General features: G+C 46.4%; 21 protein-coding genes and 1 riboswitch. Of the genes, 14 read left to right on the forward strand and 7 right to left on the reverse strand.

Annotation, left to right across the window (positions count from 1 at the left end; genetic code table 11):
• The first annotated feature begins 563 nt into the window (after positions 1–563).
• The 5 genes from ABEQ74_RS15030 to ABEQ74_RS15050 all read left to right on the forward strand — a co-directional run bounded on the left by ABEQ74_RS15030 (position 564) and on the right by ABEQ74_RS15050 (position 5189).
• Positions 564–1289 (forward strand): Cthe_2314 family HEPN domain-containing protein, encoded by a 726-nt coding sequence (locus ABEQ74_RS15030; RefSeq protein WP_430122974.1) that lies wholly within the window; start codon positions 564–566, stop codon positions 1287–1289.
• A gap of 113 nt (positions 1290–1402) precedes the next feature.
• Positions 1403–1550: riboswitch (SAM riboswitch) on the forward strand.
• 107 nt (positions 1551–1657) lie between these two features.
• On the forward strand, positions 1658–2674 hold the full coding sequence (locus ABEQ74_RS15035) for a methionine ABC transporter ATP-binding protein (protein WP_430122975.1): 1017 nt from the start codon (positions 1658–1660) through the stop codon (positions 2672–2674).
• Positions 2674–3342 (forward strand): methionine ABC transporter permease, encoded by a 669-nt coding sequence (locus tag ABEQ74_RS15040; protein WP_430122976.1) that lies wholly within the window; start codon positions 2674–2676, stop codon positions 3340–3342. The genes ABEQ74_RS15035 and ABEQ74_RS15040 overlap by 1 nt, the downstream gene beginning before the upstream one ends.
• A 66-nt stretch (positions 3343–3408) precedes the next feature.
• Positions 3409–4251, forward strand: a complete 843-nt coding sequence (locus tag ABEQ74_RS15045; RefSeq protein WP_430122977.1) for a MetQ/NlpA family ABC transporter substrate-binding protein — start codon at positions 3409–3411, stop codon at positions 4249–4251.
• Between the two features lie 164 nt (positions 4252–4415).
• Positions 4416–5189, forward strand: coding sequence for an SDR family oxidoreductase (locus ABEQ74_RS15050; protein ID WP_430122978.1), 774 nt, complete (start codon positions 4416–4418; stop codon positions 5187–5189).
• A gap of 84 nt (positions 5190–5273) precedes the next feature.
• On the opposite strand, the gene ABEQ74_RS15055 is transcribed toward ABEQ74_RS15050, so the two are convergent.
• On the reverse strand, positions 5274–5519 hold the full coding sequence (locus ABEQ74_RS15055) for a NifU family protein (RefSeq protein ID WP_006212609.1): 246 nt from the start codon (positions 5517–5519) through the stop codon (positions 5274–5276).
• Positions 5520–5600: 81 nt separating this feature from the next.
• Between ABEQ74_RS15055 and ABEQ74_RS15060 the strand changes: the two genes are divergently transcribed.
• Complete coding sequence (locus ABEQ74_RS15060) at positions 5601–5849, forward strand: YuzB family protein (RefSeq protein ID WP_430122979.1); 249 nt, start codon at positions 5601–5603, stop codon at positions 5847–5849.
• A gap of 69 nt (positions 5850–5918) precedes the next feature.
• Here the strand turns inward: ABEQ74_RS15060 and ABEQ74_RS15065 are convergent, their stop codons facing one another.
• Both ABEQ74_RS15065 and mqnE read right to left on the reverse strand, forming a co-directional pair.
• On the reverse strand, positions 5919–6977 hold the full coding sequence (locus tag ABEQ74_RS15065; RefSeq protein ID WP_430122980.1) for an NAD(P)/FAD-dependent oxidoreductase: 1059 nt from the start codon (positions 6975–6977) through the stop codon (positions 5919–5921).
• Between the two features lie 153 nt (positions 6978–7130).
• A complete protein-coding gene (mqnE, locus tag ABEQ74_RS15070) occupies positions 7131–8237 on the reverse strand; it encodes an aminofutalosine synthase MqnE (protein ID WP_430122981.1) in 1107 nt (368 codons plus the stop codon).
• A gap of 406 nt (positions 8238–8643) precedes the next feature.
• On the opposite strand from mqnE, the gene ABEQ74_RS15075 reads away from it, so the two are divergent.
• Complete coding sequence (locus tag ABEQ74_RS15075; protein WP_053491566.1) at positions 8644–9003, forward strand: HesB/IscA family protein; 360 nt, start codon at positions 8644–8646, stop codon at positions 9001–9003.
• Positions 9004–9127: 124 nt separating this feature from the next.
• On the opposite strand, the gene ABEQ74_RS15080 is transcribed toward ABEQ74_RS15075, so the two are convergent.
• Positions 9128–9514, reverse strand: coding sequence for a hypothetical protein (locus ABEQ74_RS15080; RefSeq protein ID WP_430122982.1), 387 nt, complete (start codon positions 9512–9514; stop codon positions 9128–9130).
• A 581-nt stretch (positions 9515–10095) separates the two neighbouring features.
• Positions 10096–10305, reverse strand: a complete 210-nt coding sequence (locus ABEQ74_RS15085; RefSeq protein WP_430122983.1) for a hypothetical protein — start codon at positions 10303–10305, stop codon at positions 10096–10098.
• A 221-nt stretch (positions 10306–10526) separates the two neighbouring features.
• Between ABEQ74_RS15085 and ABEQ74_RS15090 the strand changes: the two genes are divergently transcribed.
• Both ABEQ74_RS15090 and ABEQ74_RS15095 read left to right on the forward strand, forming a co-directional pair.
• Positions 10527–11189, forward strand: coding sequence for a YheC/YheD family protein (locus ABEQ74_RS15090; protein WP_430122984.1), 663 nt, complete (start codon positions 10527–10529; stop codon positions 11187–11189).
• Positions 11190–11486: 297 nt separating this feature from the next.
• The gene (locus tag ABEQ74_RS15095; protein ID WP_106406105.1) at positions 11487–11630 is read left to right on the forward strand and encodes a sporulation histidine kinase inhibitor Sda; all 144 of its coding nucleotides are present in this window, start codon (positions 11487–11489) and stop codon (positions 11628–11630) included.
• Between the two features lie 188 nt (positions 11631–11818).
• Here the strand turns inward: ABEQ74_RS15095 and ABEQ74_RS15100 are convergent, their stop codons facing one another.
• A complete protein-coding gene (locus ABEQ74_RS15100) occupies positions 11819–12820 on the reverse strand; it encodes an NAD(P)/FAD-dependent oxidoreductase (RefSeq protein ID WP_430122985.1) in 1002 nt (333 codons plus the stop codon).
• 480 nt (positions 12821–13300) lie between these two features.
• Here ABEQ74_RS15100 and ABEQ74_RS15105 point away from each other — a divergent pair, with 480 nt between their 5' ends.
• Positions 13301–14494, forward strand: a complete 1194-nt coding sequence (locus tag ABEQ74_RS15105) for an NAD(P)/FAD-dependent oxidoreductase (protein ID WP_053491571.1) — start codon at positions 13301–13303, stop codon at positions 14492–14494.
• A complete protein-coding gene (locus tag ABEQ74_RS15110; RefSeq protein WP_430122986.1) occupies positions 14495–14755 on the forward strand; it encodes a hypothetical protein in 261 nt (86 codons plus the stop codon).
• A gap of 72 nt (positions 14756–14827) precedes the next feature.
• Here ABEQ74_RS15110 and hemQ read toward each other — a convergent pair whose 3' ends face one another.
• Positions 14828–15577, reverse strand: coding sequence for a hydrogen peroxide-dependent heme synthase (gene hemQ / locus ABEQ74_RS15115; protein ID WP_430122987.1), 750 nt, complete (start codon positions 15575–15577; stop codon positions 14828–14830).
• Positions 15578–15827: 250 nt separating this feature from the next.
• Here hemQ and ABEQ74_RS15120 point away from each other — a divergent pair, with 250 nt between their 5' ends.
• The 3 genes from ABEQ74_RS15120 (at position 15828) to dnaI (ending at position 18817) form a co-directional block, all read left to right on the forward strand.
• On the forward strand, positions 15828–16127 hold the full coding sequence (locus ABEQ74_RS15120; protein WP_015737411.1) for a YuiB family protein: 300 nt from the start codon (positions 15828–15830) through the stop codon (positions 16125–16127).
• 198 nt (positions 16128–16325) lie between these two features.
• Complete coding sequence (locus tag ABEQ74_RS15125) at positions 16326–17831, forward strand: helicase DnaB (RefSeq protein ID WP_430122988.1); 1506 nt, start codon at positions 16326–16328, stop codon at positions 17829–17831.
• 32 nt (positions 17832–17863) lie between these two features.
• Positions 17864–18817, forward strand: coding sequence for a primosomal protein DnaI (gene dnaI, locus ABEQ74_RS15130; protein ID WP_430122989.1), 954 nt, complete (start codon positions 17864–17866; stop codon positions 18815–18817).
• The last annotated feature ends 36 nt before the right edge of the window (positions 18818–18853 follow it).

An 18853-nucleotide genomic window follows, 5' to 3' on the forward strand; every position in this document is an offset into this window, starting at 1 on the left:
ATGCGATTATTCGGATGTACAATCTAAATGTTAGCAAAGTCCCCGAGCTGTAAGCTCGAGGGCTTTGTTGTATAGGAGTGGGCATCCGCTAATCGATCTGCAGGCATTAGCACCCGACAGCCATTCGGGGATGCCTCGAATCACTCATTGTGAGCACAGGGAGTAGTGCGGACCTTGCTAAAAGTGTCAATGCATCAAGTTTGATTTTCCAATGGATTTGTTTATATAAATTAGATATCACCCTAAGCTCGCAGACATGAACGTCATCTCTGGAAGCCGCGCTGATGGGGATTGACAGTAAGGCTGCCGCTTGTTTCTATAATAGATAACAATCCTCCATGCCCTACATTTCCCGCTCGATATGGTGAGGGTTTGTCTTGTTCTTCGGGGGCATCCTAAGAGAACGAAACGAACGAACCGGAGTCAGAACGAACCTTTGGTGGAAAGAGCGAGATTACAGGCCAGGAGAGATCAGGAAGAAAACGCAGCAAGCGGACAAGCATAATCGGTAATTGTTATTGCATGCAATCGGTGATAATCCAAAGACGTAAGGGGGGACCGCTATGCTTCGCATGCTGCTTGGGGAAGAGCCCCGGCATAATAATGGCCTGCTGGAAGAGGCCATCGAATCGATGGTCAAGACATCCCAGCTGCTTCAGAAAGAAATAGATAAACATCAGGATCCGACGCATGATTTTCGCAAGCTTGAGATCTGGACCAAAGGGCTGATCGTATCCCTGGACGAGCTGGAGCAGAGCTGGAATGCAGCCAAACATTTCAGCCAATCCGTCCAGTCGGGTTATATCGATGATATGTCGATTCAGGAGCAGGGGGAATATCAGCGCTACGTATATTTTTACAAAAATGGGTTCATTCGCGTATTCTCGATCCTTGACAAGCTGGGTACGGTGTTGAATGATTTATATGACCTTAATACCTCCAAGGTAAAAGCGCACTTTTCTTATTTTACGGTGCTTAGGCAGTTCAGATTCCTCAAGTCACACGGGGAGCTGGCTGACGAGCTGGAGGAAATTAAAGATCGATACAAGAAACCTCTGAATGCTCTTCGGAAACGGCGAAATGCTGAGATTCATTACATGAATGCCGAAATGCAGGATGATCTATGGCAGCGGCACCAAGGACTAAAGGACAAGATTGAGCTTGAGGATATTGATCAGCATCTGGATGACCTGAAACAGGGGCTGGAGATGGTATGCCGGAGCTTGGTGGCGTGCTATAAATATACGAATAAGCTGTGGGCAAAGAATGGAATCAGGACAGAGGTCTGATATCGCCATGAAATACCTTTTGACAAAAACTCAAAAAGATTCTATACTAACAATTGCATTCATTAAGTTATTAAATCAGATCAAAATAATCGGAAAAACTATATATCGATGTTTTCTTATCGAGAGAGGCGGAGGGACAGGCCCGATGAAGCCCGGCAACCGACTCCAGCGTACCGCAGCATAACGCGATGACGCTTGGAGTGACATGGTGCTAATTCCTTCAAAGTTAAAGGGTGATCCTTTAGCTTTGACAGATGAGAAAAGGCGTTGACTTTTACGTAAAGAGGGCCCTTTTTGAATCTACAAAAAGAGGCTCTTTTCTATTGGGTAAATAGATATGAGGCTATCGAAAAAGGAGGACTATCGGATTGATTGAGCTTAAGCAATTGACGAAACGGTACGGAAAAGCCGGAAATCTAACAACTGCCTTGTCCGACTTGGATTTGTCGATTGAAAAAGGAGAAATCTTCGGAGTCATTGGACATTCCGGCGCAGGGAAGAGTACATTGATCCGTTGTATTAATTTGTTGGAACGTCCCACCTCAGGTGAGGTGTGGGTGAATGGCAAGAACTTAACATCGCTCGGCAAAAAGCAGCTCCAGACGGAACGCCGCAAAATCGGCATGATTTTTCAGCACTTTAACCTACTGTCTTCCGCAACCGTGTACGATAACATTGCATTTCCGCTGCGTTTGAACAAAACGCCGAAGGATGAAATAGAACGCAAAGTCAAAGAACTGCTGGCTTTGGTTGGACTGGAGGCTCATCGGGACAAGTACCCGTCCCAGCTGTCGGGCGGTCAGAAGCAGCGGGTCGGCATAGCCAGAGCGCTGGCGAGTGATCCAGAAGTGCTGCTGTGTGATGAGGCAACCTCCGCACTTGACCCTCAAACGACAGATTCGATCCTGCGTCTGCTGCTGGACATTAATAAAAGGTTTCATCTGACGATCGTGCTGATCACGCATGAGATGCATGTGATTCAAAGCATATGCGATAAAGTTGCGGTCATTCATCAGGGCGGCATCGTGGAGCAAGGGCCAGTAACGGAAGTATTCCTGAAGCCAAAGCATGAAGTGACGCGTGAATTTATTCGTCAGGAAATGGACAGTGGAGAGGCTTTGCGGCTGGCTATTCAAGGCCAGGGGAATGGTCAATCTCGGGCGGTCCAGATCACCTTCCTTGGATCGAAGACGTACGAATCTATTCTGTCCCAGACCGTTCATGAGACAGGCGTGAATTTTGCAATCCTTCAGGGAACGATATCCACAATCAAGGAGACGCCGTATGGGCAGCTTATCGTCCGTTTTGAAGGGATGGAGGGCGCTATCGAAACTACGATCGCCAAGCTGCTTGAACAGGGATTAGATGTGGAGGTGATTCAATAATGTTTGGGCTTGATTTTACCCAGATTGACTGGGCAGAAATATGGACGGCAACATGGGATACCCTGCGAATGCTGGGGGCTTCGGCTTTGTTCAGTTTTATTATTGGATTGCCGGTAGGCGTTCTGCTCTATATGGCCGCCAGATCCACATCCGGCTTGGTACGCTTTAGCTACTCGATCCTGTCGTTCATTGTGAACATCCTGCGTTCGATTCCATTCATCATTCTGATTGTGGCCATGCTTCCGATTACAAAATCGCTTGTGGGTGTTTCGTTTGGTGTGTTAGGAACCATCCCACCGCTAGTGGTAGGTGCTGCCCCTTTCTTTGCCAGACTTGTGGAAACCGCTTTGAATGAAGTGGACAAAGGTGTGATTGAAGCAGCTCATGCCATGGGCTCCTCGCCAAGCCAAGTCATATGGAGGGTCCTGCTGCCGGAGGCCCGCCCGGGTTTGCTGGCCGGGATGACGATCACGATTGTGACCCTGGTATCTTACACTGCCATGTCCGGCCAAGTCGGCGGGGGCGGATTGGGAGATTTGGCTATCAAGTACGGATACTACCGTTATGAGACTGAAATTATGATTCTGGCCGTTGTTTTAATGATCATACTGGTGCAGGTTCTGCAAATGGTTGGTGACCGCTTAGTACGACGTTACACAAGAAAATGACGGATAATTGAAGCATCAAGAAAGACAACATATAAATAATATATTTTTTGGAGGGAGAGGTTTTACATGAAAAAGTGGACATTAGCATTGATTAGTTTGGCATTGGTAACGGTGCTGGCTGCATGCGGCAGCAAGCCTGCGGATAACGCATCGGAGCCAGGGGGAACAACGGGAGGCGACAATCAGGAGACGGTAACCTTGAAAGTTGGGGCTTCGCCATCACCTCACGCCAAGATTCTGGAGCATGTCAAACCAGCACTTGAAAAAGAGGGCGTGAACCTGGAAATCGTGGAATTTACAGATTATGTTCTGCCGAATACGCAAGTAGACTCCAAAGAAATCGACGCGAATTTCTTCCAGCACAAGCCTTACTTGGATAACCAAATCAAAGAGCGTAAATTGAATCTTGAATCCGTGATCGCGGTGCATGTTGAGCCGCTGGGTGCCTATTCTAAAACGATTAAATCTGTGGATGAGCTGAAGGACGGAGCTGTTGTAGCTATCCCGAATGATCCTTCTAATGGGGGTCGTGCACTGTCCTTGCTGTCCAAAAATGGCATAATTAAGCTGGCGGATGAAAAGAAGCTTGAAGCTACTGCCAAGGATATCGTGGAAAATCCGAAGAACCTGAAGTTCAAGGAAGTTGAAGCTGCAATGCTGCCGCGTATGCTCGATGAGCTGGATCTGGCTGTCATTAATACGAACTACGCGCTGGAAGCGGGACTCGATCCAACGAAGGATGCACTCTTTATTGAAGACAAAGAGAATCCTTATGCCAACCTGCTGGTAGCTCGTCCGGACAACAAGGATTCCGATGCCATTCAGAAATTGGCGAAGGCGCTGACTTCCGAAGACGTGAAAACTTTTATTGAGCAAGAGTACAAAGGTGCTGTAATTCCGGCATTCTAATCGAGTTGTATTGAATAAGAAAGGGTATGCTCCATAAGACCTGTAGGTCTTTAAGGAGCATTCCTTTCTTTTTTTGTTGCCCTGTAGTATGCGGCCCTTAAGTTGTGAGGGCGTATGAAATCTTTTATACTGAAGGAAGGATAGCCATCTGAGGAGGGAAAGCCTTGAAGGGAAAAGTGGCGCTGATTACAGGCAGTGCGACAGGTTTAGGAAAAATGACGGCTCTGGCGTTAGCTCGTCAGGGGTGTGATCTTGTTATAAATTATGTGAATAGCAAGGATGAGGCAGAGGCGCTGTCCCGTGAAATAGAAGGGCTGGGTGTCAGATCCATTGCAATTAAAGCGGATATCGCCAGCGAGCGTGAGCTGTATTCATTGGTGGATCAGACGGAGGAGCAGCTGGGAAGCGTTGATATTCTGGTGAATAACGCTGGTCCGTTCATTCGGGAACGTCGTTTGTTTTCAGAGTACAGCCGCGATGAAATCGTACATATGGTTAATGGTAATTTAACCGGTGTGATGCTGCTGGACCATCGGGTTCTGCCTGCTATGCGGGATAAGAAATGGGGCCGCATTATCCACTTTGGCTTCGGTCATGCGGGAGAGGCCAGGGCATGGCCTCAGCGCGCAGCCTATGCAGCTGCCAAAGTAGGCTTGGTTTCGTTTACGAAGTCACTTGCCGTGGAAGAAGCGCCGTATGGCATCACTGTGAATATGATCTGTCCCGGGGATATCCGTGGGGTGAATAAAGAGAAGACTATTGCCGAAGTGTCAGGCATTATGGATGGGCTGACACCACGGGGAAGATCAGGCAGTGGAGAGGACATCGCTCGAGTGATTGAGTACTTATGCCTCGACAACTCCGATTTCATTACAGGCAATATTATGGATATATCCGGGGGACTCGATCCGATTCGCCCTCTGATTAAGAATGATTAACGCGCGGCACTATGTTTCCTTATCAAAAAAAGAGTCTTGGTTCCACAGGGGAAGCCAAGACTCTTTATAGTTTAAAGAATAATTTTAGAATACTTGTACTACTTCTTGAATGCCTTCTACTTCTTCAACCAGGGCACGTTCGATCCCGGCTTTCAAAGTAATGGTGGAGCTTGGACAGCTACCGCATGCACCCATCAATTTCAGCTTAACGATGCCGTCTTCAACGTCGACCAATTCCACGTCACCGCCGTCGCGCTGCAGGAACGGACGAAGTTTATCAAGAACTTCAGCCACTTCATCATATACAGTGGTTTGCGTGTTTTCACTCATCTTGTTCAACTCCTTTCCTCCCTATATTATAGTACATAAACCGGCAAAATAAAATGCCAATCTTAAGGCAGGTCTAATATCATGTCCATTATCATTGAGTTTTGTACAAATAATTCATACTTCGGTACTGATAAAGTACTGAGCACGCTTGAAGACCGATTCGATTGCCAGGTTGTTGAATATGGCTGCCTCACCAGTTGTGGGCAATGCTACCTGATGCCCTTCGCTTATGTTGACGGCGATTGGGTTGAAGCGCCAACAGCGGAAGAGCTTCTGGAAGTGATTGTACTGAAACTCGAAAGCTTTCAGGACGATGAAGAGAAAAGCTGACGATCTAATCCGCTCTGCGGTATCCTTAATCCTTCCATAGGAGGATTTATAAGCACCCAGCCCGTTAGACTAGTAATGACGCTTGGATTTCCAGAGCACGCCGCTCTTCAATATTCTTGGCACCCGGCCCATCACCGATGTGCTGCCCATGAGGCCAAAGCCTGCATGTTTGCCAAGGGAGCCGAGAGTACCCTTCAGCTTAAGAGGGGATACTCGGGGCGTATCCTCACGCCATAAGGCTTTCATGACATGTCCTACTTGCTCGGCTTGAGCACCGGCAGCTTGTGCGCTTGGAACGAACGGGAGGCTGGCACAGTCTCCGATCACATACACCTCCGGATGGGAAGGTACTTGATACCACTCGTTTAGCAGAATGCGTCCGCTGCGGTCTTTTGGCAGATCGAGATCCTGTACGACTTGTACAGGCTGGATCCCGGCTGTCCACACGGCCAAGTCTGTTGCAATGGGAACATCCATGTTATACACAGCGTTCTTCTCAACACGAGAAACGGAAACGCCGCTGTGGATATCAACATGATGCTCCTCAAACCAACGATGAATATATGCAGACAATCGGTTAGGAAAAGAGGAAAGTACCCGTTGTCCCCGGTCCAAAATGGCGATATTCAGATCTGGCCGGCTTTCACGCAGATCGGCAGCAAGCTCGATACCGCTTAAGCCTCCGCCAATGATATGAACAGACGCATACGGCCTCAGGTTGTTCAGGTTCAAATAGGTTTCCCGGGATGCGGAGAAAGATTGCAGGCTGAACGTAAATTCTTCAGCGCCGGGTACCCCATGATAGCGATCTGTACATCCGAGAGCAATAGCAAGCTGGTCGTATTCCACAGGATCATTGTTGTCCAGATTAATCAGCCTTTTGTCCAGATCAATGGATTTAACTTCGCCATAGACAATCTGGAGACGGTCATACACAGGAAATTTCACACGAACGGCGGTATCGGCCACGGTGCCTGCTGCCAGTGCATAGTATTCGGTTTTAAGTCCTTGATATGGCATGCGGTCGATGAGCACGACCTCCACGTCCGGAGGAAGATAGCTGCTGAATAATTCTTGAATTAGGGCAAGACCACCATAGCCTCCGCCGAGAATGACGAGCTTTTTCATAGATTTCTCCCTTTCTCAAGAAATAAGAAGGTGGGTGCCAGTCGCAAGAAAAACGCCGCTAAAAGCGGCTTAGGGTACCCACGCTATATTATCTCTTTAACCTGTTTTCCGTTTCTTGGAACGCTGCAGTAGATTCAACTCTGGTATTAGGACTTATTCGTAAACCTTAACCTCGTTATAGAACGTGTCACGTTCAACCGGAATGCGGCCAGCACCTTGGATGAGCCACACGAGCTCTTTGCGTGTCAGACCTTCCGGAGTTAAGGCGCCAGCGGCATGGCTGATGCGTTCTTTTAGGATCGTGCCATGAACATCGGAAGCACCAAAGCTGAGGGCAACCTGCGTTAATTGCGCACCGATATTAATGAAGTATGCTTTGATATGGTCGATATTATCAAGCATCAAACGACTGATCGCAATGGTTTTGAGATCTTCGTAAGCGGAGTTACGACGCATGATGCCTGCGTTCTTATTCTTCGGCTGCATGGAGAGAGGAATAAATACCATGAATCCACCTGTCTCATCCTGTAGATCCCGGATTTGCAGCATATGGCGAATACGGTCTTCATGGCTCTCGATCGATCCGTACAGCATAGTGGTGTGTGTTTTCATGCCAAGCTTATGTGCAGTACGGTGTACGTCCAGGTACTGATCCACATTGGCCTTGTCTACCTTCATTTTCTGACGGTATTGATCAGACAAAATCTCGGCACCGCCGCCTGTTAGGGATTGCAGACCTGCCTTTTGCAGCTCTTGCAGTACTTCCTTTGTGCTGAGTCCGCTAATGCGGGTGAAAAATTCAATCTCGGCAGCCGTATAAGCTTTAAGGGTTACTTCAGGGAAACGTTCTTTCAACGCCTTGAGGGAATCAACATAGTACTGGAATGGTACATGGTTATTATGTCCGCCAACGATATGGAATTCACGAATGCCCGGATGAATATGCTGTTCTACGTACTCAATCATCTCAGCACCGGAGAGGGTATAGGAGCCTTCCTCGCCTTGGTCTTTACGGAAATTGCAGAATGCGCAGCGGGATTCACATACGTTGGTAAAATAGAGACTCATATTTTCGATAAAAAAAACTTTTTTTCCGTTCTTGCGCAGATTGGCTTCATTCGCCAGCTGCCCAAGGGTAAGCAGATCGTCTGTTTGATACAAATACACACCGTCTTCGAGATTCAATCGTTCGCCGCTTTGGACTTTCGCAACGATCTCAGCCATTCTCTGGTCGGTATAAGGTGTCACAATTGTGGACATGTTCCATCCTCCTGTTCACACTTGAGCTGCCTAACAATGGAGCAGCATAAGTGATCATAAAGTGAATCACTCCCGTTAGGGAACGGTCCGTAAGTAGTAGTGGTTTAACAACGTCAGTAATGAATGGGCGAGCATAAATCATTTTTCAAAATAGGTTTGTGAAAAAATATACAACTGTAGACTAGCCATAACCTTTTTCCGATTTTTAGCCGGGGGATGTGACAATAATCCAACAGTTGCCGCCCATGTTCCTTCCCTATTATAAACCTGACCCTTCGGGGTAGCAATACATATAGAGGAATTGAAAATAGGTTATTCCTCTCATGGCAAGTGGCCGTCATAACCACCTTGAGCGAACACGTGAACAGGAGTATACTTAAAGAATGAACAAAAAGGAGGGTGACCTATGATAACAATCAGCGATACAGCTGCAGAACGTTTGAAAGAAATGCTTGCTGAACAGGAAACGCCCAATATGTTCCTTCGATTGGGTGTCGCTGCAGGCGGTTGCAGTGGTTTTTCATATGCCATGGGCTTTGACGATCAAGAATCTGAGGCTGATGTATATATGGACCTGAAGGATATGAAAGTCGTTGTTGAAAAGGACGATTTGAAATACCTGAACGGTCTTGAGATCGACTTCGAGGAATCCGGCATGACAGGCGGATTTACGATCCACAATCCGAACGCTACCGTTACTTGCGGCTGCGGTTCTTCCTTCCGTACAGCAACGGATGCAGGTAAACCTAACGAAGAGCCTTGTTAATCGGGCAACACGCTGTTTAAAGTCCGTTAACTGAATGGATCTGAAACAGAAGCACAACAGGGCTTCCGTCCTGGATTACGACCTCTATAGGGTGATAGCCTCGTGCTATCAAACCTATGGAGGTCTATTTGTTATCTGGATCGGGCATTTCGGGAAGGTAGTTATCTATATTATAAATAGGCTCGGGAAGGTAGTTATCTACTCTAATAATTTCAGCAATGACATCATCGATCTTTAGAACAACTTCATGATCGGCGGATTTTTCATCTTTGATTAATTTTGTTGCTAGTGGATCTGTGAGAGCTAGAGAAGGATGGAATTTTACGATCCCATCTTCCACAAGTGCCACGATCTCATCAGTGCCTACCAATGTATAGGGTTCTTCTGGGTCACCATATTTATCGAAAGTAGCCAAGAAAAACAAATAAGTTTTCCCTTCTTCTAATATAGGTTCGTAGGTGGGGTATTGTTTTCCATCGTATAATCCACCTAATTGTTCCATCATAAACATGTCTTGAGTGCCTTGATTAATCTCTCCAAAAATTATTTGCCCCACTTTAATATCAAGGTCAGTGTAGACAGCCTAAAATGGATCAGACTTATCTGCGCTTATATTCCTATTAGTCGCAGGATGTACTTTAGCTACCGTTCCGATAACAACAAGATCCGAGTAACGTACTGCCTCTTCTAAATTTTGTATGTGGCGTACATCGGATACTGGAGCCATATCACTTGCTTCATTTACTCTCTTTTCCTCCGAACATGCCGATAAAGCGATAACCCCTAACAGAAGACTTAACATTATAATGATGTTCCTCATGGTATATCTCCGTTTCTTTTGTTTAGAAAGCATTTATACCGTTGGTATCATCTTGTTGAAGAGTATCTAAATAAATATATTTCACTGTTATATATAACAACAAAAATAATGAAAGGTTGTTATGGCTTCAATACAATAAAATGAAATCATTTCAGCAGGTAGCGTGTTAATGTCGCGTTGAAATACCGCTGTTTGAGTCTCATTTAGAACGAAAAAATGCAGCTTCCCTCGCAATAACGAGGGAAGCTGCATTTTGTGCTCTTCTTGTCCGATTAGACGGGAAAGAAGAAGGTATCGTTGAGCATAACGACGATCATTCCGCCTGTAACAAGCGAGAATACGATACAGCCTATGCCGAGGCCTCGGCGTTTGTCTTTTATGAACTTGAAGCCCATGACAAAGATCAAGATCGTTATGGCTGCAAAGGCAACCGACATGGCGATAGTTGCAATCCAGTACAAAACTTCAAACAAGTCTGCCAAAGGGGAAGAAGCCTCCTTCATCATTATCCTGTGTGAGGGATTTAATACAGACAAATCTCTGTCCTAACTATACGATAGATCACAGCATTTGGAAAGGGAAGCCCGTATGCTGACACGATAATGCCAATTATTAGGCATGCGTTCAGGACAATCATCCAAGACAAATAGCGGATACGGGAATAGGATAACGTATGTCATGAATAAAAGGAGGGGAAAGCAGCATGGCGGGAAGACAATTGGCCAGCAAGTGGCTGAAAACGGAAACGTTGCTGACCGATCCGGAAGTTGCTCCCTACATTCCAGCTACCAAGCCGTATGGAGGGGATAATCTGGACTCCATGCTCACCGAATACGAAATGGTCGTGATCAAGCCGATTGTGGGCACCGGTGGCAATGGAGTCATCCGAATACAAAAAGACGACACAGGATATTTAATAACCCACAAAAAGCGTTCAGTCCATGTAAATACATTGAATTCCCTGTTATCTACAATAAGAAGAATTAAACTGAGACGACGATATTTGATACAACAGGGTATTCATTTGGCCAAAATTAAAGGACGTCCGCTGGATTACCGGGTGAAGGTAGTCAAGGAACGAGGAAGATGGGGGTTCCGGGCCATGCTTGGGCGACTAGCGAGTCCTGGACTTTTCGTAACGAATGTTTGCAAAGGGGGAGCACTGCTTCGTTGCCGTCATGCGCTCCGATTATCGTTGCCCGATATCAACGCCGTAGAAAAACGAACCGAAATGCGTCAGCTCACAAGGCAATGTATCTCGTTACTCGAATCCCGCTTTCCTGGAATCGGGGAGCTCGGTTTTGATTATGGAGTGGATACGGAAGGTAAAATATGGATTTTGGAAGTTAATACAAGACCAAGTTAATTATTTGTTTAATTATACCAAAATAGGATTGTTTATATGAATTTTTAATAGGGTAATAAAAAAGTAAGCGAGAAATACCGATATAATAATTGATCAATTTTTTTTATAGTAGATTTCCACATATCCTGTGTATAACATTTATCCCCATAATCCACTTTGATATGACCTGGTTTTTTACACTTACCAACAAATTATACACAGGATTTCCACAAGAGGTTGTGGATAAGCGAACAGTTGTTCCGTTTTCTGATGTCTGATATGATAGATTTAGGAAATTTGAGGAAGGGGTGTGAGAGGATGGCTATGTTAACGGATGAAATGCTTCTCGATTCCTATCATATGGCTGTTGAATTGAAGCTGGAGCGAGAGTTCATCACTCTACTGTTGGCTGAAATTCATAAACGGAACTTGGACACCGATTCCAGTAGCATCCTGCATTAACTCGATTTTTCGTATATAGAATAGATAAATTTACGACATGCACGTATATATTGTGGGAGCTTCAACCAAGTTCTACATATGACGGGTAGAAATAGAAAAGGTATCTTCGATCTCTAAAGCGGCGCCTGGCCTCTTGGAACGAAGATACCTTTTTTTCTATAGTATTAAGTATTCAGATGAAGGAGCTATTACAGCTTCATATTACTGCTGTGACCAGGAGCTAAGCGGGCATCCGGGTCGAAGTATACCTTAGCGTTATTTACAGCAGTAGGTGCTTCACCGAATCCGACAGCAATCAGTTTAACCTTGCCCGGATAGGTTGTGATGTCGCCAGCGGCAAAAATACCAGGAATGCTTGTTTCCATGCGGGAATCTACGACAATGGAGTTATTCTCGATGGCAATTCCCCACTCGGAAATCGGTCCAAGAGAAGAGACAAATCCGAAATTGACGATGACATCGTCCACTTCGATCTCTTGTGTTTCCTTGGTTTTGATATGCGAAAGCGTAACCTTGGTAATGGAACCTTCACCATGCAATTCGGAAATTTCGGTTGGTGTGATGATATTCACCTTCGATGCCATTAGCTGCTCAACACTATGCTCATGGGCACGGAATTTATCACGACGGTGAACCAGGGTTACCTGTTCCGCGATCGGTTCGATCATAAGCGCCCAGTCTACTGCGGAGTCGCCGCCGCCGCTGATCAGCACTTTTTTACCTTTGAAGCGGCTGAGATCGTTGACGAAATAATGAAGGTTGTTTTTTTCGTATTTCTCGCATCCTTCAACCTCCAATCGCCGAGGTTGGAATGCTCCTACGCCTGCTGTAATAATCACAGCCTTGGCATGGTGCTCGCCCAGATTCGTTTTTACAACGAAATGGCGTTCATCAAGCTTTTCCACAGATTGGACTTTTTCTTCAAGACGAATATCTGTATTAAACAAATCCATCTGCGCGGAGAGGTTGTTCACTAGCTCTTGAGCGGTTACTTTGGGGAAGCCTGCAACGTCGTAAATATATTTCTCGGGATACAGCGCAGCCAATTGGCCTCCAAGCTGAGGCATGCTCTCGATAAGTTTTACCGAAGCTTGGCGCATTCCGCCGTAAAAAGCAGCAAACATGCCAGCAGGTCCGCCACCGATAATCAAAAGATCCGTCATATTGTTGTCTTGTGGCATCGTTGTCATGCGGTAAGCACCTCCATAAAATGAGTTTATATTCGAATCAGACAGACGTACTTGTCCGGAATAAGCTGATTCAGGAATTCTTACTTATTATAAGCTTCCCGAACCAGCATGAAAAGACGAGAATTGAGTTAAAACGCATAACAATGGATTGGTTGCGCTTACTTTCGATAATAGGCGATATAAATGGAAGAATTTGCACATAAAATGGCAAAAAAATTCTTGATATTTGCAAGGATTATGCATATGATTAACGTGATAACTTGCGTTTATTGCGGGTTTGCTATATCTATTGGTGAGCATATACCATCATAATGATACCGCGGTATTTAGGCTTTTATTGATTTATAAGTAACCATCAGAACAAATGCTGGAACGGGCTCTGATTAGGGCTCTTCTCTTTTTTTGGATGTCATTTCACAGAATGTTAACATCTACACCATACTGTATATATAAAAGAAGTAAGTTGGAAGGAGCAGTAGAATGAGCAGCATACCGAAGATCGTAATCCTTGGCGCGGGTTACGGGGGCATATTGACAGCGCAGCGGCTGCAAAAAGAGCTGAATTATAATGAGGCCGATGTTACATTGGTGAATCGCCATGACTATCATTATATTACAACGCATTTGCATATGCCGGCAGCAGGAACAGACAGCATTGAGAACACTCGGGTATCCATATCCAAACTGATCGATGAGTTCAAGATCGACCTGGTAAAATCCTCGGTTCAGGAAATCCGGCTTCACGATAAGAAAGTCATTCTTGAAGATGGTACCTTGTCGTATGACTATCTCGTCATTGGACTCGGTGGAGAGCCGGAAACCTTTGGTATTCCAGGACTCGCTGAGCATGCAATGACCATTCGAAGCATCAACTCGGTTCGATTGATTCGAGAGCATATCGGATATCAATTTGCATTATATAAGAATGAGCGCAGACCGCAAGAACGGATTAACTTTGTGGTAGGCGGTGCCGGCTTTAGCGGTATCGAATTTGTAGCCGAGCTGGCGGACCGCATCCCAAGGCTGTGCAAGGAATATGATGTAGATCCGGCCTTGGTTAATATTTATAATGTAGAAGCTGCTCCCGCTGCCCTTCCGGGTTTTGCACCGGAACTGGTAGAGTACGCGATGAATGTGCTTGAGAAGAAGGGCGTTACCTTCAAAATGGGCATTGCCATCAAGGAATGTCTACCGGGCGGAGTTATTCTGAGCAATGGGGAAGAGATTCGAGCCGCGACCGTAGTATGGACCGGCGGGATCCGCGGAAATCGCCTAATCGAAGCAGCAGGCTTCGAAACGATGAGAGGCCGCGTGAAAGTAGATGAGTATTTACGCGCCCCAGGGTACGAGAATATCTATATTATCGGTGATAATTCCTTGATTTTTAATGAGGAAGGCCGGCCTTACCCGCCTACTGCCCAAATGGCGATGCAGCAGGGCGTATGCTGCGCACAAAATATCGTTGCAGCGATTCGGGACAAGTCGATGCGCAAGTTCGAGTTCCATAACAAAGGCACCGTCGCATCCCTTGGTCGGGGTGAAGGCATTGCAGTGGTTGGAGATAAGAAATATCAAGGATGGAAAGCGGCCCAGTTGAAAAAACTGGTAGATTTGCGTTACCTCTTCATCATTGGAGGCATTCCGCTTGTCCTGAAAAAAGGCAGGTTTCTATAAATGAGACATTGCAGCGTTCAAGTACGGGGGCTGCTCACGAGAGACGAGCTGGATCGTTACAACGCGTTGATGGAGGTCGGCTCCTATCTGGAGTCGCAAGAGCGGTATGATCTTGCATACACCATTCAAAAGGAAGTTGACATTCTTATTCTTCCTGCCATTGAGCGGCTCAAGGATAAAGGACGAGCCCGAGATCTTGCAACGGCTGAGTATCTTGAATCCTTGCGTAAGGCGGAACAAGACGAAGACGATGATGAATAATAAATACAAAAGGATGCTCCCCTCAGGGAAGCATCCTTTTTAATGTAAGTTTATTTTATGTTCAGAAGGCTCTTATACCTTCATCAGATCTGTAAACGAAGCCTGATCAAGCAGATTGCCAACGTAGAAAGGACCGAATTCGCCGAATCGTGCGCTCACTTCGTCAAATCTCATTTCATATACGAGTTTTTTGAATTGAAGCGCATCATCGCTGAACAAGGTTACGCCCCATTCCCAATCATCAAATCCAACGGAACCGGTGATGATCTGCTTCACTTTGCCGGCATAGCCCCGGCCAATCATACCATGGCTTCTCATCATGGATTTGCGCTCATCCATGCTCAGCATGTACCAGTTGTCTGACAGGTCCCGCTTCTTGTTCATCGGGTAGAAGCAGATGTGCTTCGATTTCGGCAGGGTCGGCTTCAGACGGGCAATGATATGCGGATTCTGCATTGGATCCTCATCGGAAGAGCCAGCCAGATAGTTGCTCAGCTCTACAATGCTCACATAGGAATAGGCCTTGGTGGTGAACTGGGCAAACGTTGTTTTGTTAAAGGCGTTCTCGATTGCGTTCAGCTCTTCCAGCGTCTCGCGCAGATGCATGAAGACAAAATCAGCCTTCTGCCCCACGATGGTATATACAGCCGTACTGCCTTGCTTGGCAGTCTCGATAGCATCCCATTCCGCGAGGAATGCAGTCAGCTCGTCCAGTGCAAATGCACGCATTTCTTCATCTGCAGCTTTCCAGGCTGGCCAATTGATGGTGCGAAAATCATGCAGCGCATACCAGCCTTCCAGCGTCATAGCAGCTTCGTTCATGTGATCACTCCTAAACGTTATGTTCGTTATCATGGAAGCGGATGACCGCTTGCGTTAACTCACTACATTGTACTGTAAGCGCGGGCGTAAGGGCAAACGCTGACACAATGTATTCATGATTGTTCATTGATCTGTGACATTTTTTTTAGTAAACTAGCTATTAGCTAAAGCTTGGTGTGCTGTTTCTTGCTGCAATTAAGTAGGATAGCTGCTATGCGTAGGTGATAAAGAAGAGGTGAAAACAGCGATCATGCTTCAATTTATTCCTGTGCTCGTGCTGATGATTTTGTTTTTTGTCATGATGTTCGGTATCGGTTTTATCCTAAATATGTTGATGAAGACGACCTGGTTTCCATGTTTTCTGTTCGTGATTGTCATTTTACCGGTCGTTGTATACAGCTTGTGGGATCGGGGCCAGATGTCGTTCTGGACCCATGTTGGATCGTTCCAACTGGTGGATTACTTAACGGGAGTAGCAGGTCTGATTGGTGCTTATATGAGCGGATGGACCATTAAGACATTGCGGATTAAGGGCTTTAGAATGTTTTAATAGGCATGTTGCGAATTGAATGTAGTAGTAATGACGGCTCTCCAATTATTGAGGGCCGTCATTTATATTTATGGGCTCAACTGCTTCCATTAAAAGAATGAATTCCAGAATTTCAATGCAAAAGAACCGACTTCGAAACTTCAGTTTTATGATAGAATAGAGGAAGTCTATTTTTGGGCGACAGGGGGAGCATAAACGATGCGCATGACCAATTTTTTACATTTTACAGAGAATCACCGTTACTGCGTATACCGTGACTTCTGTTTAAGCGGCCTGGATGACAAAATGCTTGGTTCGATTTATCAACCGATGGTTGGTGCATTTGCGGTCAGTTTGTACCGTCTTCTCGTATCGCATGTGCCGATGGAGAAGGTGGGGTATTCATCGATCGAGCAGCAGCGGCGATTGTTCTTGACACTGGGCCTTGAGCCGAGTGAAAAAGGACGCCGCTATCTCATCGAGCAGACCTCCAAGCTGGAGGCGGTCGGGTTATTGCAGACCAGCCGGATGTTCGTTCCGGAAACGGACGACCATGTTTATGAATATGAGCTGCAGGCACCGCTAAGCCCTGCAGAATTCTTTAATACACAGCATCTGACGCTGCTGCTTCGCGACATGGTGGGGAAATTCGCAGTTCTGTCACTGCGGGAAGAGCTGTGGAGCAAGGAACCCCTTGAATGGTCTGGTATTTCTTTGAACAAGGAGAACATTTCAGTTCCCTTCTATGATATTTTTGAATTGAATACGCATGTAATCGACTATGAGCTCGAGCAAGCACTGGAAGAGGTGGCAGTCTCGCGCAAGCCCATCGTGCCGCCGAGTCCCCAAGGCGAGGGATTGAACTATGCGGACATTATTCTTCGATTCCCGCGTGAGTCCCGCAATCGGGTCTTTGTTGAGCGACTGCGCTATGATCACGAACAGATGGGCATCGTCAATTACGTTGTGCGAAAATACGATCTGAGCATACAGGATTTATGTCGTCTGCTTGATGAAGACGGGATCTTTACAGAGCACGGAGAGGTCGTGCTGGATGATTTGCAGCATAAGGCAAGCCTTCATTTCCGGCAGGGCATGAAGATGCAGGAGCAGCGGCAGATTACGGCTGGCAAAGTGGTTGCTCTGCATCAGGAATTGATGGCTGATCCGGATGAGCCGGTGCAGGAGCATGCGGTTCAGATGGAATATTATGTAGAGGTTCCAGCTCAATTCCAATCCAAATGTGATATTCATCAATATAATATGATGCTGCGCAACGAACCTTATACCCGGCTGCTGCAGACATTTTTCCCGGGTTCGGTTCCAGCGCAATTTCTCGATATTTTCGAAAAAATTGATCTGAGCTATAAGCTGCCGGGTGAAGTCATAAATGTGCTTATTCATTATCTGATGTCCTTAATGGCCGCAGGTGGTGAGCAGCGAATTAACCGCAATTTCGTGGAGGCCATTGCCTCCAATATGCTGCTGAAACAGGTGAACAGTTACGAGAAAGCCGTGCAATATATTAGGGATCAAGCCAAGATGAAAGGCAAGCAGAAGGCAGGCACACAGCGTACGCGTACATACGCTGCAGGTGGAAAGGTCAAGCCGGAAATTCCAGTGGCACTGGAGACTGACCAGGGTGAGGCCGTATCGGATGAAGAATTCGAAGCCATGATGCGATTTGCAGCGGAAATGCAGGCTGGCAATCATAAAGGCGGATAACTACAGATGTTTATGAGAGGAGGGAATTGGAAATGGAGTCCCTTGGCGAATTGCTGCAAAGTATGAAAAGCCCCGCCCTCCGTCAAAGAGCCGAGCGGATCACGGAGGATTTACTGCGGAATCCGCTGATTCAAGCTTTGCGGAGTGAATATCCGGAGATCGATGACCGAGTTATACGACTGAATTTAAGTAAATTATATCAATATGCCGGAGACCAGGCCCACTGCCGGGAATGTCCGGGGTTGGAGCGTTGTCCGAATGACTTCCAGGGACACTTCAGCAAGCTCGATATCCAGCGGATGAATGGGACAGTGGAGATTTATGAGCGGAAGACGCCTTGTTCCCTGCAGGTTGCAAAAACCAATGAAGATCAAATCAAGAAGCGGATCCGCAGCTTCTATGTTGATGAACATGCCTTGAACGAAGGTTATGACAACATGGAGATTATGGCAAAAGACCGATTGCGGGCGCCAGCAGTGCATCAGGTCTTCAAGTATATCAAGGATACGAAGGAGAAGGGCTTGTCCCCGCGGGGCTTGTATCTAACGGGTTCGTTCGGTACCGGAAAGACCTATCTGATGGGGTATTTGATGCATGAGCTTGCAAAAGTGGGTCACTCAGGTGTCATCGTATATATGCCGGATTTCGTGGAAGATTTGAAAACGATGATGCAGGACGGTCAGAAGCTCAAGGAAATGGTCGAGACGATGAAGCATTGCGATCTGCTTATTTTTGACGACATAGGCGCCGAGAATCTGAATCCTTGGGTTCGGGACCATGTCCTTGGTTCCATTCTGAATTTCCGGATGAACCGGCTCCCGACCTTCTATACGTCGAACTATCCGCTTGACGGACTTGAACAGCATCTTAGCTTCACGAGCAAGGATGGCGAGGAGATCCATAAAGGCCAGCGATTGATGAACCGGATTGCGCCTTTTGTGGATGTCGTTCATTTATTCGGAGAGAACCAGAGAGGGAAGTTTTAATCCCATTACAGCACAACTCCACCTGTTGGAGGGGAG

The sequence above is a fragment of the Paenibacillus solani genome (assembly GCF_050475945.1).
Lineage (GTDB): Bacteria > Bacillota > Bacilli > Paenibacillales > Paenibacillaceae > Paenibacillus_AQ > Paenibacillus_AQ solani_A.